Annotated in this window: 21 protein-coding genes; 8 read left to right on the top strand and 13 right to left on the bottom strand. The window is 67.3% G+C overall.

Annotated features, from left to right (window positions below):
* Positions 1 to 27: 27 nt before the first annotated feature.
* Together DW2_RS02375 and DW2_RS02370 are read right to left on the bottom strand one after the other, a co-directional pair.
* On the bottom strand, positions 28 to 1,353 hold the full coding sequence (locus DW2_RS02375; RefSeq protein ID WP_038143186.1) for an outer membrane protein assembly factor BamB family protein: 1,326 nt from the start codon (positions 1,351 to 1,353) through the stop codon (positions 28 to 30).
* Positions 1,354 to 1,426: 73 nt separating this feature from the next.
* Complete coding sequence (locus DW2_RS02370; RefSeq protein ID WP_038143183.1) at positions 1,427 to 2,104, bottom strand: tetratricopeptide repeat protein; 678 nt, start codon at positions 2,102 to 2,104, stop codon at positions 1,427 to 1,429.
* 187 nt (positions 2,105 to 2,291) lie between these two features.
* Between DW2_RS02370 and DW2_RS02365 the strand changes: the two genes are divergently transcribed.
* Together DW2_RS02365 and DW2_RS02360 are read left to right on the top strand one after the other, a co-directional pair.
* Positions 2,292 to 3,434 carry an efflux RND transporter periplasmic adaptor subunit gene (locus DW2_RS02365; RefSeq protein WP_051855167.1) on the top strand — a complete coding sequence of 381 codons (1,143 nt, stop codon included), beginning with the start codon at positions 2,292 to 2,294 and terminating at the stop codon, positions 3,432 to 3,434.
* Positions 3,431 to 6,985: an efflux RND transporter permease subunit gene (locus DW2_RS02360; RefSeq protein ID WP_038143182.1), complete on the top strand. Its 3,555-nt coding sequence runs from the start codon at positions 3,431 to 3,433 to the stop codon at positions 6,983 to 6,985. Before DW2_RS02365 ends, DW2_RS02360 begins: the two co-directional genes overlap by 4 nt.
* Before the next feature lie 169 nt (positions 6,986 to 7,154).
* Here the strand turns inward: DW2_RS02360 and DW2_RS02355 are convergent, their stop codons facing one another.
* Both DW2_RS02355 and DW2_RS18935 read right to left on the bottom strand, forming a co-directional pair.
* Positions 7,155 to 9,005 carry an ABCB family ABC transporter ATP-binding protein/permease gene (locus tag DW2_RS02355; protein WP_038143490.1) on the bottom strand — a complete coding sequence of 617 codons (1,851 nt, stop codon included), beginning with the start codon at positions 9,003 to 9,005 and terminating at the stop codon, positions 7,155 to 7,157.
* Between the two features lie 111 nt (positions 9,006 to 9,116).
* A complete protein-coding gene (locus DW2_RS18935) occupies positions 9,117 to 10,460 on the bottom strand; it encodes a LysM peptidoglycan-binding domain-containing protein (protein WP_051855165.1) in 1,344 nt (447 codons plus the stop codon).
* A 134-nt stretch (positions 10,461 to 10,594) separates the two neighbouring features.
* On the opposite strand from DW2_RS18935, the gene DW2_RS02345 reads away from it, so the two are divergent.
* Positions 10,595 to 11,149 (top strand): LOG family protein, encoded by a 555-nt coding sequence (locus DW2_RS02345; protein ID WP_038143180.1) that lies wholly within the window; start codon positions 10,595 to 10,597, stop codon positions 11,147 to 11,149.
* Here DW2_RS02345 and rarD read toward each other — a convergent pair.
* The 6 genes from rarD to DW2_RS02315 form a co-directional block, all read right to left on the bottom strand.
* Positions 11,146 to 12,057, bottom strand: coding sequence for an EamA family transporter RarD (rarD, locus tag DW2_RS02340; protein ID WP_038143178.1), 912 nt, complete (start codon positions 12,055 to 12,057; stop codon positions 11,146 to 11,148). The two genes, DW2_RS02345 and rarD, sit on opposite strands and share 4 nt — an antisense overlap.
* Before the next feature lie 171 nt (positions 12,058 to 12,228).
* Positions 12,229 to 12,684, bottom strand: coding sequence for a baeRF12 domain-containing protein (locus tag DW2_RS02335; RefSeq protein ID WP_038143176.1), 456 nt, complete (start codon positions 12,682 to 12,684; stop codon positions 12,229 to 12,231).
* Positions 12,684 to 12,911 carry a hypothetical protein gene (locus tag DW2_RS02330; protein ID WP_038143173.1) on the bottom strand — a complete coding sequence of 76 codons (228 nt, stop codon included), beginning with the start codon at positions 12,909 to 12,911 and terminating at the stop codon, positions 12,684 to 12,686. Before DW2_RS02330 ends, DW2_RS02335 begins: the two co-directional genes overlap by 1 nt.
* Before the next feature lie 140 nt (positions 12,912 to 13,051).
* Positions 13,052 to 13,651, bottom strand: coding sequence for a superoxide dismutase (locus DW2_RS02325; protein WP_038143169.1), 600 nt, complete (start codon positions 13,649 to 13,651; stop codon positions 13,052 to 13,054).
* A gap of 89 nt (positions 13,652 to 13,740) precedes the next feature.
* A complete protein-coding gene (locus DW2_RS02320; RefSeq protein ID WP_238321231.1) occupies positions 13,741 to 14,622 on the bottom strand; it encodes a DMT family transporter in 882 nt (293 codons plus the stop codon).
* A gap of 82 nt (positions 14,623 to 14,704) precedes the next feature.
* Positions 14,705 to 15,724, bottom strand: coding sequence for a ribose-phosphate pyrophosphokinase (locus tag DW2_RS02315; protein ID WP_038143167.1), 1,020 nt, complete (start codon positions 15,722 to 15,724; stop codon positions 14,705 to 14,707).
* A 117-nt stretch (positions 15,725 to 15,841) separates the two neighbouring features.
* Here DW2_RS02315 and DW2_RS02310 point away from each other — a divergent pair, with 117 nt between their 5' ends.
* The 5 genes from DW2_RS02310 to purF all read left to right on the top strand — a co-directional run bounded on the left by DW2_RS02310 (position 15,842) and on the right by purF (position 20,884).
* Complete coding sequence (locus tag DW2_RS02310; RefSeq protein ID WP_038143165.1) at positions 15,842 to 16,441, top strand: 2-hydroxychromene-2-carboxylate isomerase; 600 nt, start codon at positions 15,842 to 15,844, stop codon at positions 16,439 to 16,441.
* Positions 16,442 to 16,443: 2 nt separating this feature from the next.
* Positions 16,444 to 17,259, top strand: coding sequence for an alpha/beta fold hydrolase (locus DW2_RS02305; protein ID WP_051855164.1), 816 nt, complete (start codon positions 16,444 to 16,446; stop codon positions 17,257 to 17,259).
* A 42-nt stretch (positions 17,260 to 17,301) separates the two neighbouring features.
* Positions 17,302 to 18,666, top strand: coding sequence for a DNA repair protein RadA (radA, locus tag DW2_RS02300; RefSeq protein ID WP_038143163.1), 1,365 nt, complete (start codon positions 17,302 to 17,304; stop codon positions 18,664 to 18,666).
* 23 nt (positions 18,667 to 18,689) lie between these two features.
* On the top strand, positions 18,690 to 19,304 hold the full coding sequence (locus DW2_RS02295) for a CvpA family protein (protein WP_038143161.1): 615 nt from the start codon (positions 18,690 to 18,692) through the stop codon (positions 19,302 to 19,304).
* A 104-nt stretch (positions 19,305 to 19,408) separates the two neighbouring features.
* Positions 19,409 to 20,884: an amidophosphoribosyltransferase gene (gene purF / locus DW2_RS02290; RefSeq protein ID WP_038143159.1), complete on the top strand. Its 1,476-nt coding sequence runs from the start codon at positions 19,409 to 19,411 to the stop codon at positions 20,882 to 20,884.
* Positions 20,885 to 21,012: 128 nt separating this feature from the next.
* Here the strand turns inward: purF and DW2_RS02285 are convergent, their stop codons facing one another.
* Genes DW2_RS02285 through DW2_RS02275 form a run of 3 tightly spaced genes read right to left on the bottom strand, consistent with a single transcriptional unit; the run spans position 21,013 to position 22,347 of the window.
* Positions 21,013 to 21,402 carry an MliC family protein gene (locus tag DW2_RS02285; protein WP_051855161.1) on the bottom strand — a complete coding sequence of 130 codons (390 nt, stop codon included), beginning with the start codon at positions 21,400 to 21,402 and terminating at the stop codon, positions 21,013 to 21,015.
* The gene (locus DW2_RS02280; protein WP_038143156.1) at positions 21,399 to 21,776 is read right to left on the bottom strand and encodes a cell division protein ZapA; all 378 of its coding nucleotides are present in this window, start codon (positions 21,774 to 21,776) and stop codon (positions 21,399 to 21,401) included. The genes DW2_RS02285 and DW2_RS02280 overlap by 4 nt, the downstream gene beginning before the upstream one ends.
* Entirely contained in the window at positions 21,769 to 22,347 is a 579-nt protein-coding gene (locus DW2_RS02275; RefSeq protein WP_038143153.1) for a hypothetical protein, read from the bottom strand. The genes DW2_RS02280 and DW2_RS02275 overlap by 8 nt, the downstream gene beginning before the upstream one ends.
* Positions 22,348 to 22,439 lie beyond the last annotated feature (92 nt).

Raw genomic sequence — 22,439 nt, 5'->3', positions numbered from 1 at the left:
GAGCAGCCCCCTTACACCTTTCGGGCGTCACTGAAAAGCGTGCAGTTTCCCGTCTCCGCCCACGACATAGAGCGTCCGGCCGGCCACGACCGGGTCCGTCGACGCCCCGCCGGGGATCTGCGCCTGGCCGATCAGGCTGCCATCGACGGGGCTGAAGATCCGCAACACACCGTCGGAGGACGCGACGAAAAGCTTGCCGCCCGCGAGCACCGGACCGTAGCTGGCGACGATGTTGCGCTGCCGCTTGGGCTTGTCCTTGGTGTAATAGGGCAGATCCTTCGCCCAGATCTGCTGGCCGGTCCTGACGTCGAGCCGCACGATCTGGCCTGAATCGGAGGTCAGGAAGATCGAGCCGCCCGCGACCTGGACCGGGCTGTTGGCGCCCATGTCCGAGGTCCAGATCCGCTCGCCGGAATTGACGTCGAAGGCGGCGAGCTTGCCTGCCGAGGAGCCGGCATAGACCGTATCGCCCACCACCACGGGATCGCCGGTCAGATCGACGATCGAGGCATAGGCGACGCCCGGACGCGCGCCCGGCACCTTCGATTGCCACAGCTGCATCCCGCTCTGGCGCAGCACACCCGCAAGGAAGCCCGAGGGGAAGGGGAAGATCACCATGCGGTCGGTGACGACCGGGGCCGAGACGCCGGTCATGCCCGAATTCGAGGGCGCGCCCGGCACCTGCCAGATCACCTTGCCGTCCGAGGCGCGGATCGCCCAAGCCGAGCTGTCGCGCGCCACGACATAGACCGTGCCGTCGCGCACGGTCGGCGCGCCGCCGATCCCGGCGTCGAAATACTGCCGCCACTTGATCGCACCGGTGGCCGCGTCGATCGCGACGAGCTCGGCGAAATCGGAGGTGACGTAGACGGTGCCGTTGGCATAGGCCACGCCGCCGCCCGAGGCATCGGCCGCGCGGTCGCCCGGCGGGGTGATGTCGGTCTGCCAGACCCGGCCGCCATTCGTCGCGGTGGCGGTCACGCGCGCCTGGCTGTCGAGCGTGTAGACCCGGCCAGCGCCGACGATCGGATCGGCGGTGATCCGGTAGCGCCGCGCATTGCCTGCGCCGATATCTGCCGACCAGACGAGCCGGTTGCCCGACCCGATCGCCGCGTTGAAGAGACTATGCGTGGCCGAGCCCGCGCGCTGCGGCCATTCGGCATTGGCGACCACACCGGGCAAGCTGATCGGCAAGGCCTGATCGGCAGGCGCGGCTTCGGGTGCGAGCCCCTCTTCGGCGAGCATCGCCGCCCGGGGCGAAAGCCGCTCTCCGGGCAGGATCGTCTCCCTCTGGGAGCAGCCCGCAACGGCCGCCACCAGACCCAGCGCGCAGATAGCCTTGCTCAGTTTCACGCCACATCCCCCACGGTTCGCCGCCCCTGCCCTGCGCCTCGCGCGCATGGGAAAGGCGATCCGGTTCAAACTCTTACTGCTGCGGCGCCTGACCGGTCTGGCCCGGCACGCTCGGCAGTTCGCCACCAAGCGCCACAATCAACTCTGTCGCGCGCTGTTGCAAGCCCGGCGTGAGCCCCGCATCTTCGAGGATCTGCTTCGCCATGGCGAGCGCCCCGTCGCGGTCGCCTTTCGCGAGGCTCGCCACCGCCTGCTGCTCCATCGCGAGAAGGCGATAGGGAGCGCCGGGCTGGGCCAGCTCCTGAAGGGTCGCGTCACGCTTGGCCGCATCCATCTTGTCGCCCGCCGCGATCACCGCCTTGAGCTTCGCGAGATCGGAGATCGAGCGCGGCAGACCGGTCTGGGCGCCCACGGCCTCGAATTGCTTGAGCGCCTCTTCGTCCTTGCCCGCCTCGAGCTCGGCATCGCCGCGCATCAGGGCAAGAACCGCCGTGCGGCCGGGCCCTTCGGGCGTGATCTTGGCCAGCTCGGCGTCGGTATCCTTGGCGTCGATCGCCGCCATGACCTGATCGCCGAAGGCACGCGCGGTATTTTGCGCCTGCTCTTTCTGCCAGGCATTCCAGGCGGTCCCGCCGACGATCGCGAGGATGACCACGCCGCCGATCCAGCCCCACTTCTTGAAAGCGGCAAAGAGCTTGTCCTGACGGACGGCCTCGGTGACTTCTTCGATGAAACTGTCGGTCTCGCTCACGCGCGCCTCTTCTCTTCTGGTGTCGGCCTCTCTTACACGCCCCACCCGGCGCTGCCAAGGCCCGCGCAAGACCGGAGATCGCCGCTTCGTCGGCTTGAGATCACGCAGCACTCTCATTAAGTTGAACCCAGCGGTTCAGACCAGCGTATCGAGACGCGGACCGTCCCTCACGCCAAGGAGCCTGCCGATGCGCCCGATCCCGATCCTCAACGCGCTGCTCGTCCTCGTGGCGCTCTACCTGCTCGTCTTCGAGCGCGACAGGCTGATGGGATATCTCGGCGATGGCGCCCCCGCTGCGCCCGAAGCGCAGGCCGCGGCTCCCGAAGGCGTGCAGCCGGTTCCCGTACAGGCCATCGCATCGACGGCGCGCGCGGTCGATCAGGGCGTGCTCACCCGCGGCCAGACCGAAGCGGCGCGCCGTCTCGAGGTGCGCGCAGAGACCGGCGCGAAAGTGATCTCGGACCCGATCGCCAAGGGAACGCAGGTGGAGAAGGGGCAATTGCTGTGCCGCCTCGATCCGGGCACGCGCCCCGCAGCGCTGGCGGAGGCGCAGGCGCGTCTCGACGAGGCGAAGCTCAACGCGACCGCCGCGCGCAAGCTGCAGGAGGGCGGGTATCGCTCCGACACCTCCGCCGCAGCCGCTCAGTCGGTGCTCGAGGCCGCGACCGCGGCGGTGGAGGCCGCCCAGACCGAGCTTGCCCGGCTGGAGATCACCGCGCCCTTCGCGGGCCAGCTCGAGGAAGATACCGCCGAGAATGGCGCGCTGCTTTCGGCAGGCGGGCTTTGCGCGACGCTCATCCAGCTCGATCCGATCAAGCTCGTGGGCTTCGTCCCCGAGACCGAGATCGACCGCGTGCATCGCGGCGCGGCGGTGGGGGCACGGCTCGCCACCGGGCGCGAGGTGGTCGGCCGGATCACTTTCGTCTCGCAATCGGCCGACACGGCGACCCGCACCTTCCGCGTCGAGGCGGAGGTCGCAAATGGCGATCACGCGATCCGCGAAGGCCAGACCGTCGAGATGATCGTCTCCGCCGATGGTACGAAAGCCCATTTTCTGCCCGCCTCGGCCATGACGCTGAACGATGACGGGCAGCTCGGCGTGCGCCTCGCCGTCGATGACCGCGCCCATTTCGCGCCCGTCACCTTCCTGCGCGATGCCCCCGACGGCGTCTGGCTCGCAGGGCTTCCCGAACAGGCCACCGTGATCGTCGTCGGGCAGGATTACGTCACCGAGGGGTCTCCCCTCGCGGTCACGCTCGTCGATCACGCCCCCGGTGATGTGCAGGGTGGCGCCCCCGAGGCCACGCCCGCGCCGGAGCCGGGGCAATGACCGGGATCATCGACTGGGCCGCGGCCCGGGCGCGGATGGTGATTGCCTTCGTGGTGATCTCGATCGCCGCGGGGCTGACCGCCTATCTGAGCCTGCCCAAGGAGGGCGAGCCGGATATCGAGATCCCGATGCTCTTCATCTCGGTCCCCTTCCCCGGCATCTCGGCCGCCGATTCCGAGAAGCTGCTGGTCAAGCCGATGGAGACCGAGCTCGCCGGGCTCGACGGCATCAAGAAGATGACCGGCATCGCGCAGGAGAACTATGCCGGCGTGATGCTGGAGTTCGATTTCGGCTGGGACAAGACCAAGGTCATCGCCGATGTGCGCGACGCGATGAACACCGCCGAGGGCAAATTCCCCGATGGCTTCGAGAAATACTCGATCAACGAGATCAACTTCTCCGAATTTCCGATCGTCGTCGTGACCCTGTCGGGCAAGGCGCCCGAACGCACGCTGCAACGTCTCGCGCGCGAGTTGCAAGACGAGGTCGAGGGTCTCGAACCGGTGCTGGAGGCGCAGATCGCGGGCAGCCGCGACGAGATGCTGGAAGTGGTCATCGACCCTCTCAAGCTCGAGGCCTACAACGTCACCGCGCCCGAGTTGATCAATGTCGTGCAGGCCAACAACCAGCTGATCGCGGCGGGCGTGGTCGAGACCGCCGGCGGCGCCTTCTCGGTCAAGATCCCGGCGACCTTCGAGACCGCGCAGGATATCTACAACCTCCCCGTGAAGACCAATGGCGAGCGTGTCGTGACGCTCGGGGATCTGGCCGATATCCGCCTGACCTTCGAGGACCGCACCGGCACCGCACGCTTCAACGGGGAGCCCACGGTCGCGCTGCAGGTGGTCAAGCGCAAGGGCTACAACATCATCGACACGGTCGATCTGGTGCGCCGAACCGTCTCCGAGGCGCAGGCGAACTGGCCCGAGCCGCTGCAACGCGCGGTCGATGTGGGCATCTCGCTCGATCAGTCGAAAACCGTGGGGGCGATGGTCAGCCAGCTCGAGGGCTCGGTCCTGACCGCGATCGCGCTGGTGATGATCGTGGTGCTCGCGACGCTCGGCACCCGCTCGGCGCTGCTGGTGGGCTTCGCGATCCCGACCTCGTTCCTTCTGACCTTCCTGCTTCTGGGGATCATGGGGGTCGCGATCTCGAACATCGTGATGTTCGGCCTGATCCTCGCGGTGGGGATGCTCGTCGACGGTGCGATTGTCGTCGTCGAATATGCCGACAAGCGGATCTCGGAAGGCTCCGGCCCGATGGCCGCCTATACGGAAGCCGCCCGGCGCATGTTCTGGCCGGTGGTGAGCTCCACCGCGACGACGCTCTGCGCCTTCCTTCCGATGCTGTTCTGGCCGGGCGTGCCGGGCGAGTTCATGGGAATGCTGCCAATCACGATCATCTTCGTGCTCTCGGCCTCGCTGGTCGTCGCGCTGGTCTATCTACCCGTGGTGGGCGGCGTCGCGGGCCGGATGAGCCGGCGTCTCGACATGGGGGCGGCGGTGATCAAGGGCTGGCCCTACTGGCTGCGCCTGCTCCTGGCCGTCGCCTCCGCCGGCCTGGTGTTCCTCGGCGCGATCCTCACCCTCAATCCCGATTTCTTCTCGGGCACGCATACCGCTTCGGGCAATCTCGCGGCGTCGCTCCCGGGTATCGTGCTCTTCGTGCTGGCCACGATGCTCAGCTCGATCACCTTCACCGCCGCCAAGCCGAACCGCAAACCAAAGCCCATCGAGGCCGGCTATCGCCGCCGTCCCTTCGGCCATGTGATCGCCTTCATCGCCGGAAATCCGGTGATGCCGCTGATCACCGTGGCCGTGATCGTCGGCACCGTGTTTCTGACCTTCGGCTATTACGGCAAGAACAATAACGGCACCCAGTTCTTCACCGATAGCGAGGTCGAGCAGGCGATCGTCTATATCCGGGCGCGCGGCAACCTGTCGCTGGCCGAGAAGGACGCGCTGCTGCGGGAGGCGGAGGCGAAGGTGATCGGCACGCCCGGCGTCGGGGCGGTCTTCTCCTTCGCCGGCGAAGGCGGGCTGAACCAGAACACCGGAGGGGCGAGCGCTCCGCGCGACACGATCGGTCAGGTCCAAGTCGAGATGATCCCCTGGGACGAGCGCAAGGACAACCCCGCGCTCAAGGGCGACGCGGTAATGGAGGGGATCATGGCTCGGATCGCCACCATCCCCGGCATTCGCGCCGAATATCTCGCGCAGGATCGCGGCCCCTCCTCGGGCAAGCCGATCCAGCTGCGCCTGAAGGGAGACGATTTCGACGCGCTCGATCAGGCCGTGCGCCAGGTCGAGGCACATATGGCCTCGATGCAGGGCATCACCGCGATCGAGGATACCCGCCCCCTGCCCGGGATCGACTGGGTGATCGACGTCGATGTCACCCGCGCCGGACGCTTCGGCGCGGACGTGGCGACCGTGGGCGGCATGGTGCAACTGGTGACGCGCGGGATCCTGCTCGACACCATGCGCGTGCCCTCCTCCGACGAGGAGATCGAGATCCGCGTCCGGCTGCCGCAGGAGGACCGGGTCCTCTCCACCCTCGACACGCTGAAACTGCGCACCAGCGAGGGGCTCGTGCCGCTGGCGAATTTCGTCACCCGCACGCCGCAGCCGAAACTCGGCCAGATCGACCGGATCGACCAGACCCGCTATTACGACGTGAAGGCCGGCGTCGCGGAGGGGCTGACCAAGGGGGACGGCTCCCCGATCACCGCGAACGATCGGATCGCGGCGCTGGAGGACTGGCTCGACACCGAAGCCGCTCTGCCCCCCGGCGTCAGCTACGAATGGTCGGGCGACCAGGTCGAGCAATCGGAAAGCCAGGACTTCCTGATGAAGGCCTTCGCGGGCGCGCTCGCTCTGATGTTCGTGATCCTGCTCGCGCAGTTCAACAGCTTCTACAACGCGGTGCTGGTGTTGCTCGCGGTCGTGCTGTCCACGGCCGGGGTTCTGTTGGGGATGCTGGTGATGGGCCAGCAATTCTCGATCATCATGACCGGCGTGGGGATCGTCGCGCTCGCGGGCATCGTGGTGAACAACAACATCATCCTGATCGACACCTATCAGGAATTCTCGCGCTACATGCCCCGGATCGAGGCGATCATCCGCACCGCCGAGGCCCGCCTGCGCCCAGTCCTGCTGACCACGATCACCACGATGGCGGGTCTGACGCCGATGATGTTCGGCCTGTCGCTCGATTTCCTCAACGGCGGCTATTCGATCGACAGCCCCACCGCGCTCTGGTGGAAGCAGCTCGCGACGGCGGTGGTGTTCGGGCTCGGCACCGCGACCGTGCTGACTCTGGTGCTGACGCCCGCGCTGCTGTCGATCCGGGTCTGGTTCAATACCGGCGCCTATCGCGGCACGAGGGCGCTCTCGGCGCTCATGCAGGGAACGGACAGCCGCGCGGCGCGCGATCTGGCGCTCGAACGCGCGGTGCGCAAGATGCGCGGACGCGAGGTGATCTGGGAGGATGGCGAGCCGGAGGGCGGCGTGAAGCCGCATCTGGTGCGCAAGCCGGACGCGGCGGAATAGGCAGGCGCCCTGCCCTCGAGAGACGAGGACGGCGCCTGCCCCGCGAGCGGACCCGCCCTGTCATCTGTGGTCAGCGTTTCACCTCGGTTGCCCCTCGGCGAGAGGGACGGGTGCGGCCCGGGGCTGGTCGCCCCGCGGCGAGGCGCTCGAACGTGAGGGGTCGCGCCCCTCACGCCGCGCCCTGTTCCTCGGCCTCTTCCTCTTCGGCCGACTGGCGGGCCCACATCGAAGCATAGCGTCCACGCTGCATCAGCAGATCCTCGTGACGCCCCTCCTCGACGATCTCGCCCTTCTCGAGCACGATGATACGATCCGCATCGGCGATCGTGCTCAGGCGGTGCGCGATGGTGATCACGGTGCGCCCCTTGCCCATCGCCTTGAGGCTGGTCTGGATGTCGCGCTCGGTCTGGGTGTCGAGCGCCGATGTCGCCTCGTCGAGAAGCAGGATCGGCGGGTTCTTCAGGATCGTGCGCGCGATCCCCACCCTCTGCTTCTCGCCCCCCGAGAGCTTCAGCCCGCGTTCGCCCACGGCGGTGTCATAGCCCTCGGGCAGGCTGATCACGAAGTCATGGATCTTCGCGGCCTTTGCCGCGGCGATGATCTCTTCTTCCGAGGCATCCGCGCGCCCGTAGGCGATGTTGTAGCGGATCGTGTCGTTGAACAGCACCGTATCCTGCGGCACCACGCCGATCGCGTCATGCAGGCTCTCCTGCGTCACGTCGCGCAGATCCTGCCCGTCGATCCGGATCGCGCCGCCGGTGACGTCGTAGAAGCGGAACAGGAGCCGCCCGATCGTCGACTTGCCCGACCCCGAGGGCCCGACCAGCGCCACCGTCTGGCCCGGCGGGACACGCAGCGAGATCCCTTTCAGGATCGGCCGCGTCGGGTCGTAATGGAAGGTGACATCCTCGAAGGTGACCTCGCCGCCTTTCACATTCAGAACGGGCGCGTCGGCCTTGTCCTCGATTTCGGCCTGTTGCTGGAGCAGATCGAACATTTCGCCCATATCGACGAGCGACTGACGGATTTCGCGATAGACGGTGCCGAGGAACCCGAGCGGCATGGTGATCTGGATCATGTAGGCCTGCACCATGACGAAATCGCCCACCGTCAGCTTGCCCGCCTGCACTTCCATCGCCGCCATCACCATGACCGCCACGAGCCCGATCGAGATGATCAGCGTCTGGCCGGCATTGAGTGTGGCGAGCGACTGGCCGGTCTTGACCGCCATCGCCTCGTAGCCCTTCATCGACTCGTCGTAGCGCTCGGCCTCGCGCTTCTCGGCGCCGAAATACTTGACCGTCTCGAAGTTCAGCAGGCTGTCGATCGCCTTCTGGTTCGCCGCCGTGTCGGCCTGGTTCATCGCGCGCCGGATCGAGACCCGCCACTCGGTGACCTTGAAGGTGAACTTGATATAGGCCGCGATGGTGACCAGCACGACGGCCGCATAGCGCCAGTCGAAGACCACCGCGAAGATGATCGCGACCAGCGTGAGCTCGAGGATCAGCGGCCCCACCGAGAACAGCATGAAGCGCAGCAGGAACTCGACGCCCTTCACGCCGCGCTCGATGATCCGGCTCAACCCCCCGGTCTTGCGGGTGATGTGATAGCGCATCGAGAGCCGGTGCATATGGGTGAAGGTCTGCAGCGCGAGATGGCGCAGCGCCCGTTGCGCGACGCGCACGAAGATCGCGTCGCGCAGCTCGCCGAACGCCACGCTCATCAGCCGCGCCATGCCATAGGCCACGGTGATCCCGACCGCCCCCATGCCGAGCGCCCAGGCCGGGTTTGCAGCCGCATCGCCCGAAAGCGTGTTCACCGCGGCGCGATAGACGAAGGGGGTCGAGACCGAGATGACCTTCGCGAAGACCAGCATCACCATCGCCAGCACCACGCGGCGTTTCACCCAGGGCGCCTCATGCGACCAGAGATAGGGCAGCACGGAGCGGATCGTGCGCCACCCCCGCGCCCGCTCGTCGGAGTTCATCTTCCCCGCGGTGGTGATCTGGGAGGGAGGCATCGCGCGCCCTTTCTTCATCTAGCTTTAAAATTCGCCGGAGGTCCGGGGGCAGCGCCCCCGGCCGTCCGGAACCGTAGCGCAAGCTAGCGGCGAGTTCCGCGAAGTCCAGCCTTATTGCGGCGCCGGGATGGTGAAGACCTGCCCCGGATAGATCAGGTCGGGGTCGCGGATCTGGTCGCGGTTGGCATCGAAGACCCGGACATAGAGGATGCCCTCGCCATAGACCTCGCGCGCGATCGCCCAGAGCGTATTGCCCTTCACGATCTGCACGACCTTGACCGCGTTTCCGTCGCCGCCCGCGGCCTGAACCGCATCCGCCTCGGACTTCGCGGGATCGCCGGAACTCGCCACGACGATCTGGTCGGGCTGGTCGAAATCGGTCTCGGCGCGCGCGATCACCTTGCCCTCGCCGTCATGCGCGTCGATCCGCAGCTTGTGCGCGCCGGGCGTGAGGCCCGGAAGATCGAGCGCCCAACGCCCATCGGCTCCGGCCTTCGCCTCGGCCACCAGCGTATCGTCGAGATAGGCGGCGAGCTGGCTGCCATCGGGCGCTCCGCGCCCCTCGCTGCGCGCGATCTCGCCCGCCCCGAAAGCGATCGTGTCGATCACCAGCGACTGGCTCTTGGGAGCGAGCAGCCGCGCCCCGCTGGCATCCGCGACGATCGGCGCGGCGGGCGGGGCCGGGGTTGCCGGGGGCGTGGTCTGCGGCGTCTCGGCCATATCCGCGGCCGCGACGGTTTCGGCGCCGGGCTGGCCACGCAGCACGAGGCTCTCGGCGCTTTCCTTCGCGACGCCGTTGGCGCCGGTGACGCGCAGCGACAGCGCGCGTGGTCCCGCGCTCGGCGGCAGATCGAAGAGCGAGGCGAAATTACCCGCCCCGTCGGTCTCGGTATTGGCGACGACCTGCCCGTCCACGAGCACGTCGACCTTCGCCCCCGGATCGGTCCGTCCGGCCAGCGTGACCGAGCCGTCCGGCGAGGCCCGCAGCGCGTCGAACTGAACCTGTGCGAGATCGGTCGCACCGGTCGAAGCGTCGGCACCCTCGGTCGCTCGGCTCTCGCCGGTCGGCGCGGGGGCTGTCTGTCCCGGCCCCGTGGCTGCCTGCTCGGAGATCGCGGCTGCCGGCTCCTCCTGCGGCGCGGCGGCGCTTGTCGCGGGTTCGGCCCCCGTCTCCGCAATGCTCTCGGGCGGCGCGGTCTCGGTCTTCGTGGCGGCGGGGGCCGTATCCGGCGCGGCGTGCTGCGCCGCAGGTACCGGGGCCTCGGCCGAGCGCGTGGCCGGCGCGGGTTGCGCCTCCGTCGTCTCGGTGCCGGGTTTCGTCGCGGGCTCCTCGCCGGGGTGCATCAACGCCCAGCCGATCAGCGCCAGAACCACCAGCGCGATTGCCAGCGCTCCTCCCTTGAGCGTCGCGGCGGTTGCCCCGCCCTCCACTTCCTTCTTTTCTTCAACGGCCATCCCCGCCCTTTCTCAGATCCCTGCCCGGCCGGCCTGCGCTGTCCCTTTCGCATGCTTCTTCGCCCGGATTGCTTGAGCGAGATTAGCAACCCCGCTATCACCGCTCAAGAACACCGTCCAATCCGGAGCCGACCATGACCATTTCCCGTTCCGTCTGTGTCTATTGCGGCTCACGCCCGGGCACGCGTTCCGCCTATTCCGAAGCCGCGAGGGCGACCGGGGCGATGCTCGCCGCGCGCAACTGGCAGCTTGTCTATGGCGCGGGCGATGTCGGGCTGATGGGCGAGGTGGCGCGCGCCGCGCAGGAGGCGGACGGACGCACCTTCGGCGTGATCCCGGTGCATCTCTTCCCGCGCGAGGTCGGCAAGCGCGACCTGACCACCTTCGTCGTCACCGAGACGATGCATGAGCGCAAGAAGGTGATGTTCATGAATGCGGATGCGGTGGTCGTGCTGCCCGGCGGCGCGGGCTCGCTCGACGAGCTCTTCGAGGTCCTGACCTGGCGCCAGATCGGGCTGCACGAGAAGCCGATCTTCCTGCTCAACACCGAAGGCTACTGGGCCCCGCTCCTGGCGCTTGTCGACCAGATCGTCGCGGAAGGCTTTGCCGATCCCTCGCTGCGCGACCTTGTGGTCACCGTCGAGACGGTCGCCGAGCTGGAAGAGGCGCTCGTCTCGGCCTTCGCCTAGGCCGTGCCGGCGACGCGCCGGGCACGCGGGCGCAGGTTGGCGCTCGAATAGATCGCAAGCGCCGACCAGATCAGCCCGAGCGCGATCGCGTGCCAGAGGGTCACATGCTCCCCGAAGGCGAGCGTGGCGACGGCGAACTGCAGCGTCGGGTTGAGATATTGAACCAGGCCGACCGTCGCCATCCGCACCCGCTGCGCCGCATAGGCGAAGAGCAGAAGCGGGGTCCCCGTCAACGGGCCGGAAAAGGCGAGCAGCGCCGAGGTCTTCAGATCTTGGCCGAAATGGCCGGAGCCGGCCGCGCCCCACCATCCGTAATGGTACCCCACAAGCACCACCATCGCGATCGGCGAGAGCAACAGCACCTCGGCGCAAACCGAGACCATCGGTCCGGCCTTGATGCCCTTCTTGATGAGCCCGTAGGTGCCGAAACTGAAGGCGAGGATCAGCGACACCCAGGGCGCGACGCCGAGCCCGAGGGTCAGGACGACCACCGCCGTCGCGGCCAGAGCGACCGCCACCCATTGCCGCACCCCGAGCGCTTCGCGATAGACGATCAGCCCCAGCAGCACCGCCACCAGCGGGAAGATGTAATAGCCGAGCGACGCCTGCACCGCGTGGCCCGACTGGACCGACCAGATGAAGGTGAACCAGTTCGCCGAGATCATCAGCGCCGCGAAGCCGATGATGAGCGTTCCGCGCCCGTGGCGCTCGGAGAGCGCGGCGCGGATGAGATGCAGCCGCCCCTTCACCGCGAGGATCACCGCGAAGAACAGGAACGACCAGAGCGTGCGATGGGCCAGAACCTCGATCGGCGGGACCGCGTCGAGCATCTTGTAGTAAAGCCCGGACAGGCCCCAGATCACGCAGGCCGTCACCATCGCCCAGAAGCCCTTGGTCGCCTCGCTCATCCGTACTCTCCCATTCAGCCGCGCGACCCTGACCGATCGGCCAGGAAAAGGAAAGAGGCCGGGAACGGTGCGGCTGTGCGCGGATGCGTCAAGCCGCCCTGCGCAGGTTCACAGTATGCGAGGGAAGGCCGGACCGCTCCGTCTGCGCGGCGCGGTTCGGCTTCGGTCGGATCAGGCTTTCGCCAGTTCGTCCGAGACGATCTTCTCGATCTCGTCGCGCGGATGATTGGTGAGCGTCTTGTCGATCTCGCCCACGATCACCGCCGCAACCTCCTTGTGCAGCGCGTGTCGGATCTCGCCGAGGATGCGCGGAGCGGCGGCGATCACCAGCCGCTCGATCCGGCCCTTGTGCACCATCTTGTAGAGACGGTCGGCCAGGTCGTCGGCAAAGCGCATCTTCGCCAGCTCGTGCCAATCCGTCTCGTCGAGCGCCGAGCGCTGACCGGGCCCGGTATCGGCCATGCGGCCGGGGCTGTCTGTGCCCTGCTCGGAATCGGCCGGGTTCTCCTGCTCGTCGACCCGGCGCACGACCAGGTTCGGATCCTGATCATCCATCATGTTCTCGAGAAACAGCGCCTTTTCGCCATCGGCGATCACGACCCAGGTCCCCTTGGTCAGCTTGGTCATCACATCTTCTCCTTCTCACCCGAGTCCCGTTCGTCCCCGCCAAGCGGCCGGGTCGCCCCGGCGGAGGTCTCGTCGATCTGCTTCTTCTCGTCGCGCGTCCCGATCTTGCGCTGCAGCGTACCGCCCGAACTGCCCTGGGCGGAAGGGCTTTCGAGATTTTCGGGAGCCTCTCCGAGAATTTCTTCCGTCTCGCGTTTGCCGTCCTTGCTGCGAATACGCTCTGCCATTCGAGCCTCCTCTTCGTCATGCGTTGCTGTCAAGAAAAACGGCTGGGCCGGGGCGCCGGTTCCTGTCGCGGCGCGATGACGCGACGAAAAAGGGCGCCCCGAACGGGACGCCCTTTCCAAAGATCGTGCCGGTCGCGCGATCACATGCGCGAGGCGACGTTTTCCCAGTTCACCAGCTTGTCGAGGAAGTTCGACAGGTAGGCCGGGCGCTTGTTGCGGTAGTCGATGTAGTAGGAGTGCTCCCACACGTCGCAGCCCAGAAGCGCGGTCTGGCCGAAGCAGAGCGGGTTCACGCCGTTCTCGGTCTTGGTGACCTTGAGCGAGCCGTCCTTGTCCTTGACGAGCCAGGCCCAGCCCGAGCCGAACTGGCCCGCACCGGCGGCGGCGAATTCTTCCTTGAACTTGTCGATCGAGCCGAAGGCTTCGGTGAGCGCCTTTTCCAGCTCGCCCGGCATCTTCTTCTCGCCCGGGCCCATCATTTCCCAGAACTGGGCGTGGTTCCAGTGCTGCGAAGCGTTGTTGAAGATGCCGTTCTGCGCCACGGCGCCGGGCTGATAGGTGCCCTTGACGATCTCTTCGACCGACTTGCCTTCCCACTCGGTGCCGGCGATCAGCTTGTTGCCGTTGTCGACATAGGCCTTGTGGTGCAGGTCGTGGTGATATTCGAGGGTTTCCTTCGACATGCCCAGATCGGCCAGCGCGTCATGAGCATAGGGGAGATCGGGAAGTTCAAAAGCCATGTTGTCCTCACTTGGTTCGAAGGTCCTGTTTCCAACCCTAAAGAAGCGCTGGCTGTTCCGACGTCAAGCCCGTTTCCGCAGAGGAAGGCTCAAGGCGCGCGCCGAAGCGAGAGGGCGATCCCTCCGATCACCAGCGTTGCCGCCAGCCAGAACCGCGCCGAGGGGATCTCGGCGAGAAGCAGCGCACCGCCGAGCGCGGCGATCAGCGGCACCGAGAGTTGGGCGATCGCGGCGAGGCTGGCGGGGATCTGCGGCAGCACGCGATACCAGAGCGCATAGCCCATCCCCGAGGTCACCGCCCCCGACAGGAGCGCAGGCGCCCAGCCCCAGCTTGCCCCCTTCCCCCAATCGTCCGCCCCCAGCATCCAGATCAGCGCGAGCGCCGCGGCCAGCGCGAAATTGAGCGCGGTCGCGACGAGCGGAGCGCCCGCACGGCGCCCGTTGAGCGAATAGAGCCCCCAGCCGACCCCCGCGAGCGCCATCAGCGCAAAGCCCCGCGGGTCGATATGGGTCCCGCCCGAAGCGGGCAGCAGCAGAACCGCAAGCCCCGCGAAGGCCAGCCCCGCCCCGATCCAGCGCCACAGCGAGATCGCCTCGCGCGTCCAGAGCGCGCCTGCGAACATGGTGATCTGCACCATCGCGAACAGCGTCAGCGCACCTACGCCCGCGTCGATCAGCCCGCTCGCGATGGAAAAGCCGAAGATATAGAGCGAGAGCGTCGCCACCCCCGCGCCGAGAATGGCGGGCGGCAGCCGCAGCCCCGCCGTTCCCTTCGCGCGGATCGCGAGCGCCAGAAGCACCAGCGCCCCCGAGGCGAGCCGCACGAAGCCCGTCGCCGCCGGCCCCCAGCCCGCATCATGCACCGCCATCCGGTTGAGCACCGAATTCGCGGCGAAGGCGATCATCACGAGGGCGGTGAGGGCGAAGAGGCGCATGGGCACAAGGAAGCGCCTGAAGACGCGGTTGTCCATCGGCTTTTCGACGGTCGCGGATGCGAAAGGCCCGGAGCTGCTCTGCTCCGGGCCTTCGAAAATCGCGAAACGCGCGGCGCGCTCAGTCGCGCGAATACATGCCCTCGTAGATCGGGACCAGCGTGTCGGTCTCGAAAAGCGAGGAGACCGAGGTGCCCGACCAGGTATTGAGGATCGCCTGGGCGAACATCGGGGCGGTCGGCACGATGCGGATGTTGCGGGCGGTTTTCACCGCCTCCGTCGGCTCGATCGAGTCGGTGATCACGAGCGATTTCATCACCGAATTGGTGATCCGCTCCACCGCGGGGCCCGACAGAACGCCGTGGCTGATATAGGCGTGCACCTCGGTCGCGCCCGCTTCCATCAGCACTTCGGCGGCCTTGCACAGCGTTCCCGCCGTGTCGCAGATATCGTCGACGATGATGCATTTCTTGCCCGAGACGTCACCGATCACGGTCATGCCGGCCACTTCGCCCGCCTTCTCGCGACGCTTGTCCACGATCGAGAGCGGCGCGCCGATGCGCTTGGCAAGCTCGCGCGCGCGGGCCACGCCGCCGACATCGGGCGAGACCACCATCACATCGTCGAGCTGGCCACGGAAGTGGTGCAGGATGTCGAGCGCGAAGACCGGCGAGGCATAGAGATTGTCCACCGGAATGTCGAAGAAGCCCTGGATCTGGGCGGCGTGCAAATCGAGCGTCAGGATGCGGTCCACGCCCGCCTCGGTGAGCAGGTTCGCGACCAGCTTCGCCGAGATCGGGGTGCGCGCCTTGGTGCGCCGGTCCTGACGGGCATAGCCGAAATAGGGGATGACGGCGGTGATCCGGTCGGCCGAGGAGCGCTTGAGTGCGTCGGTGATGATCAGGAGCTCCATCAGGTTGTCATTGGCCGGGTTCGAGGTCGGCTGGATGATGAACATGTCCTCGCCGCGGACGTTCTCGTAGACTTCGACGAAGATTTCCTGATCGTTGAAGCGTTCGACGCGGGCATCGACCAGCCCCACCGACATGCCACGATGCATCGACATGCGACGCGCGATGGATTGCGCGAGCGGCTTGTTCGCATTGCCGGAGATGAGTTTGGGTTCGGTGACGACGGACATGGGGCCAATTCCTCGAGGTCTCGTGCCGGTTGGGTCCCGGCGGGATTCGCTTGATTGCGCCTGCCTTATCACCGGGGTAGCGTGGCGGCAATTTGGACCGTCAAGAAAGTGTTAACAATGGCACGGATCGACTACTTTTTCGGCACGTTCAGCCCCTGGGTCTACCTTGCGGGACTGCGTCTCGAGGAAATCGCGAAGCGTCACGAGGCGGAAATCGTCTACAAGCCGATCGACCTTCTGGGCCTGTTCGACCGCACCGGGGGCGTGCGTCCCGCGCAGCGTCCGAAATGCCGGATGGACTACCGGATGCAGGAACTCAAGCGCTGGTCGGCAAAGCTCGGCATGCCGATGAACTTCACCCCGCCCGGCTATCCGCCGAACCCCGCGCCCGCCTCCTACGCGATCATCGCGGCGCAGAAGGCCGGCACCGGAGACGTGGGCGGGCTGGTCCATTCGATCCTGCGCGCGGTCTGGGCCGAGGACAAGGATATCGGCAGCGACGAGGTGATCCGCGAGGCGCTCGAGGCGAACGGCTTCGACGGCAATCTGGTGACCACCGGGCTCTTCGAAGGCGCGACCACCTACGAGAGAAACCTCGAGGAAGCGGTCGAGCGCGGCGTCTTCGGCTCGCCCTTCTATATCGTGGCCGAGACCGACGAACGGTTCTGGGGGCAGGATCGCCTCGCCCTTCTCGACGAACATCTGGGAACGCTCTGAGCATGCCCCGCGACCTCCGGCAAGGCGCCGAGATCTTCTGGCAGAGCTTCGGTCATGGCGCGCGCCCCGCGATCGCCATCCATTGCACGCTTGGCAGTTCCAACCTCTGGGCGGGCGCGCTCGAGCCTTTCGCGGGCGAGCTCTCCACCATCGCCTTCGATCAGCCGAGCCACGGCCAGTCCGCGCCCTGGCGCGGCGACCCCGCCGAGCCCGGCGCGTTCCAGACCCAGGTCACCCGGATCGCCGCGAGCTTCATCGAGCGTCCTGTGGACCTGATCGGGCACAGCTTCGGCGCGAGCGTGGCGCTGCGCATCGCGGTGGGCGCGCCCGAGGCGGTGCGCTCGCTCACCCTGATCGAGCCCGTGCTCTTCGCGGCGCTGCCCGAGAGCGATCCCGACTGGCAGGCCCTGCGCGCCAAGCAGGACCATTTCGAGGCGCTGATGGCGGAAGGCGATTGCGAGCCCGCCGCGCACGGCTTCATGCGCGACTGGGGCACCGGCCAGCCCTGGGAGAGCTATTCCGAAGCCCATCGCGAGCGCTTCATCGCCTCGATGCCGATGGTCGAGAACATCTCGCGCGCCAATTTCGAGGACCCGGCCGGCATCGCCCGGGCCGGCGGGATCGAGGGGATCGACGCGCCCGCGATGATCATCCATGGCGACCGCTCGCCGCCGACCATGCCGAAAGTGGCCGAGGCGATCGCGGCGCGGCTGCCCGATGTGGGAGTTGCCTGCATCCAGGGCGCGGGCCATATGCTGCCCGTGACCCATCCCGCGCAATGCGCCGATCTGATCGCCGCCAATCTCGAACGCAGCTGACGCGCGCCGCGCGCGCGGCACTCAATTGAACCAAGGGACCCGATGGCCAAATCCTCCCCCATCTTTCGCTGCTCCGAATGCGGGGCGAGCCATGCCAAGTGGTCGGGCCGCTGCGATGCCTGCGGGGCGTGGAACTCGATCCACGAGGAAAGCCCGCTCTCGGCGACGCCCGGCTCGGGGCTCGGTGCGGCCAAGGGCAAGGTGATCGCGCTCTCGGCGCTCGACACGCGCGAGACCCCGCCCCCGCGGGCGCGGTCCGGGATGGCCGAACTCGACCGTGTCCTGGGCGGCGGGCTCGTCCCCGCGAGCGCCGTGCTCGTGGGCGGCGATCCGGGGATCGGGAAATCCACCCTTCTGCTGCAGGCCACGGCGAGTTTCGCGCGGGCGGGCCTCAAGGCGTTCTACATCTCGGGTGAGGAGGCGGCCAGCCAGGTGCGGATGCGGGCCCAGAGGCTCGGCCTCGCGGATGCGCCGGTCAAGCTGGGTGCGGAAACCAACCTGCGCGACATCCTCACCACGCTCGAGACCGAGCGCCCCGATCTCGTGATCATCGATTCGATCCAGACCATGTGGTCGGACAGCGTCGACAGCGCGCCGGGCTCGGTCAGCCAGTTGCGCGCGGCCGCTCACGAGCTTGTCACCTTCGCCAAGCGGCGCGGCACGGCGGTGGTCCTGGTGGGCCACGTCACCAAGGAAGGCCAGATCGCGGGGCCCCGCGTGATCGAGCACATGGTCGACACGGTCCTTTACTTCGAGGGCGAGCGCGGCCACCAGTTCCGGATCCTGCGGGCGGTGAAGAACCGCTTCGGCCCGGCCTCGGAAATCGGCGTCTTCGAGATGACCGGATCGGGGCTTGCCGAGGTAGCGAACCCCTCGGCGCTGTTTCTCTCCGAACGCGGCCAGCCCGCGCCCGGATCGGCCGTTTTCGCAGGCATCGAAGGCACGCGCCCCGTGCTCACCGAGATCCAGGCGCTGGTCGCCCCCTCCTCTCTCGCCTCGCCGCGGCGCACCGTCGTCGGCCTCGATGCGGGGCGGATCTCGACCATCCTCGCGGTACTCGAAAGCCGCTGCGGCATCCCCTTCGCGGGGCTCGACGTGTTTCTCAACGTGGCGGGCGGCATGAAGGTGGTGGAACCCGCCGCCGACCTCGCCGCCGCGGCCGCGCTCCTGAGTGCGCGCGAAGACGCCGCCCTGCCCGCCGATATGGTGGTTTTCGGCGAAATCAGTCTCTCCGGAGCGCTGCGTCCGGTGGGTCAGGCCGAAAACAGGTTGAAAGAAGCGGCGAAACTTGGTTTTTCACAAGCGGTCGCGCCGTCGGGAACGAAGATTGATGGCGAGAGCGGGATGGCGTTGCGCAGGCTGGGCGATCTCGTGACCTTCACAGGAGAGATGTTCGGCGCGGGCTAGCGCGAACGACACAGGGAGCGCAAATGGACGGGTTCACCATCGTCGATGCCATCGTGGCGGTTGTCATCATACTCTCGGCGATCCTCGCCTATGCGCGCGGGTTCGTCCGCGAGGCGCTGGCGATCGTCGGCTGGATCGCCGCCGCCATCGTCGCCTACATGTTCGCCAACGAGGCGCGCCCTCTGGTGCAGCAACTGCCCTTCCTCGACAGGTTCATCGGCAATAGCTGCGAAATGGGGATGATCGGCGGCTTCGCCGTGGTCTTTGCCCTCGCGCTGGTCGTGTTCTCGATCCTCACGCCGCTCTTCGCCTCCGCGGTGCAGCGCTCGGCGCTTGGCGGGATCGACCAGGGTCTGGGCTTCCTGTTCGGGGTGCTGCGCGGCGTGATCCTCGTGGCCGTGGCCTTCGTCGTCTATGATCGCGTCATGAGCAACGATCCGATCCCGGTGGTCGACGACTCGCGCTCGGCCAAGGTCTTCGCGAATGTCTCGGCCCAGCTCGACGAATCGATGCCGGCCGATGCGCCCGGCTGGATCGTGGGCCGCTACGAGCAACTCGTCTCCGCCTGCCCTGCGCCGGAAGGCGCGACGGATGCGCCCGCGCGCACCGATCAATTGCCTCCCGCTGCCGGCAATTGATGACATCGAGATGACGGATTTCCAGCGCGAGGGGTTAACAGCCCTCGCGTTTGGCTTTATGAGGGCGCGCAGTGCCCGCCCTCGCACCATTCGGAGCTGCTGCCATGTCCTGCCCCGCCGACAAACATCATTTCGCCCATCCGTTCGACGACGACCACCTCAAGGAGGAATGCGGCGTCTTCGGCGTGGTCGGGGTCTCGGACGCCGCGAATTTCGTGGCGCTCGGGCTTCACGCACTCCAGCATCGCGGCCAGGAAGCGGGCGGCATCGTCGCCCATGACCCGGAGAAAGGGTTCAACTCCGCCCACCGTTTCGGCTATGTGCGCGACAATTTCACCAAGTCGAGCCTGATGGAGACGCTGCCCGGCGACGTCGCGATCGGCCATGTGCGCTACTCCACCGCCGGCTCCAAGGCCGCGGTGATCCGCGACATCCAGCCCTTCTTCGGCGAGTTCTCGATGGGCGGCTGCGCGGTCGCGCATAACGGCAACCTGACCAATGCCGAAGCGCTCCGCCGCGAGCTGATCGAGCGCGGCGCGATCTTCCAGTCCAGCTCGGACAGCGAATGCATCATCCACCTGATGGCGCGTTCGATCCAGCGCAAGCACGCCGACCGGATCGCCGACGCGCTGCGCCGCGTCGAAGGGGCCTTCTCGGTGGTGGCGATGACCCGCACCAAACTGATCGGCGTGCGCGACCCGCTGGGCGTGCGCCCGCTCGTGCTCGGCCGGATCGGCGACAAGGGCTACGTGCTCAGCTCGGAAACCTGCGCGCTCGACATCATCGGCGCGGAATTCGTGCGCGAGATCGATCCCGGCGAGATGGTCGTCATTCAGGACGGCCATATCGAAAGCTCGCGCCCCTTCGGCCCCTCGACGGGCCGCTTCTGCATCTTCGAACATGTCTATTTCTCGCGCCCCGACAGCATCATCGGCGGCCGCTCGGTCTATGAGACCCGCCGCGCAATCGGCGTGGAACTGGCCCGCGAAGCCCCGGTCGACGCGGATCTCGTCTGCCCCGTGCCCGACAGCGGCACCCCTGCCGCGATCGGCTATAGCCAGGAAAGCGGCATCCCCTTCGCGCTCGGCATCACGCGCAACCAGTATATGGGCCGCACCTTCATCGAGCCGACCGAGCAGATCCGCAACATGGGCGTGCGCCTCAAGCTCAACGTCAACAAGTCGCTGATCCGCGGCAAGCGGGTGATCCTGGTGGACGACTCGGTCGTGCGGGGCACGACCTCGCGGAAGATCAAGGACATGATCCTCGACGCGGGCGCCAAGGAGGTGCATTTCCGGATCGCCTCCCCGCCCACCGCCTGGCCGTGCTTCTACGGTGTGGACACGCCCAACCGCGACAAGCTGCTCGCGGCACAGATGACCGAAGAAGAGATGCGTCAATGGGTTGGCGTCGACAGCCTGAAATTCATCTCGCTCGACGGGCTCTACCGTGCGGTGGGCGAGGCCGAGGGCCGCAACAACGCCTGCCCGCAATATTGCGATGCCTGCTTCTCGGGCGAATATCCGATCACCCCCTCGGACCAGCTTGAGAAGGGTTTCGAGATGAAGGCCGCCGAGTAAAGCTCTTCATCTGACCGAGATATCCCCGCCGGCGGCATCCGCCCGGCGGGGATCTTCTCTCCCCGGCGCACTCAGTCGCCAAGAGGCGCCGCTCCCTACCGGCGCAGGACGGGATCAGGAACGCGGGCTCATTCTTCCTGGCAGCCGCTCAGCAGAGCCTGGGCCTCGCCATCCTCGGCGATCCAGTCGAGCATCGCGCCGGCCCCCTTGGTCCACCAGACATAGCCCGCCGCGCCCTCGCCATCCTCGGCATATTTCGCGCCATCGGCCGAGCGGATATGGTCCATCGCCACAAGCCGTCCCTCGATCATGAGAACGACGCGCTGCGGATCGCTGTCATTGAGATAGACGACCGGCACCCGCGCGCTGCGCTCGCAAACATAGACGCGGGTGACGACGGCGGGAATATCGGGGGCGGCATCGACCGGCGTGAGCCTCTCGGCCTGTCCGGCTTCCTGCGCCAGCGCCGGGCCCGCGAGGCCAAGGGAGAGGGCGACCAGAAGGCGCCCTGCCCTCATACGTCTTCCTCCACCCGATCGGCCAGGGCTTCGGCCCGCGCGGCGATCTCGGCCAGCGTATCGGTCACCTCGGTCGGCACCACGGGCACTTCGACCTGCGCGGGATTGGCCTGAAGCTGGTCGATCCGGGCCTGCAATTCTCCGAGCCGGTTCTGAGTCTCGCGCAGCTGATCCTCGATCCCGGCCGCCTTGTCGGCGAGCATCAGCCCCGCCATCAGCAGCATCCGGGTCTCGGGAATGCGGCCGATCTGGCCCAGAAGTGTCTGCGCCTCGGCATCGAGCATCGCGGCGGCGGAGCGCAGGAAATGCTCTTCGCCCTGCTGGCAGGCGACTTCGAAATCGCGCCCGCCCACCGAAATCGTCAGTTCAGGCATCTTCGCTCTCCCCCGTTGCGCTTTCGATGATCGGATCGAGCTCGGCGATGATCTGCTCGAGCTCGGCGCGTTCGCTCTCGCGCGCGGTGCGCAGGGCCTGCAACTCGGCCATCAGAGCCTCGTCGGAGAAGGCGACGCCTTCATCCATCAGCTTGCGATTGGCCGCCATCAGACCGGCATTGGCCTGCTTGAGCGCGGCGACCTCCTTGAAGGCGGCTTCCTGCGCCCGCACCGCCGCGCCGTATTTGCGTTCCATCGCATTCAGGGTCGTGTCCTGCTTTTCGCGGATTGCGCGGACGCGTTCGGAGAGCTGCGCATTCGCGAGCCGCTCGGCCTCGAGCGCGGCCTTGAGTTCGGCCACCTCGGCGGGATCGGCCGCAACTTCGGGGGCCTGCTCCGGCACCGGCGCAAGCGCGGCCTCCGGCGCCTCCGCCTCGAGTTCGGGCGCATCCGTCGCGGCAGCCGCAGCCGCAGCCTGCGCGGCCCCTCTGTGCTTGAGCGTCTCGACCCCGCGCCCGATCCGTTCGAGCGCGTAGGCGATCCGGCGTTCGTATTCGGCTATGTCGCTCATACTCGCCTCCTCGTCCTCTTCGTCCGCTTCCTCCCCGAATCGCAGCCGGGGGGCAGGGTTTCGCGCAGTTTAACCCTGTTGGCGAAGCCAAG

Source organism: Thioclava atlantica, from assembly GCF_000737065.1.
Taxonomy (GTDB): Bacteria; Pseudomonadota; Alphaproteobacteria; order Rhodobacterales; family Rhodobacteraceae; genus Thioclava; species Thioclava atlantica.
This window is presented reverse-complemented; position numbering and strand designations above follow the sequence as displayed.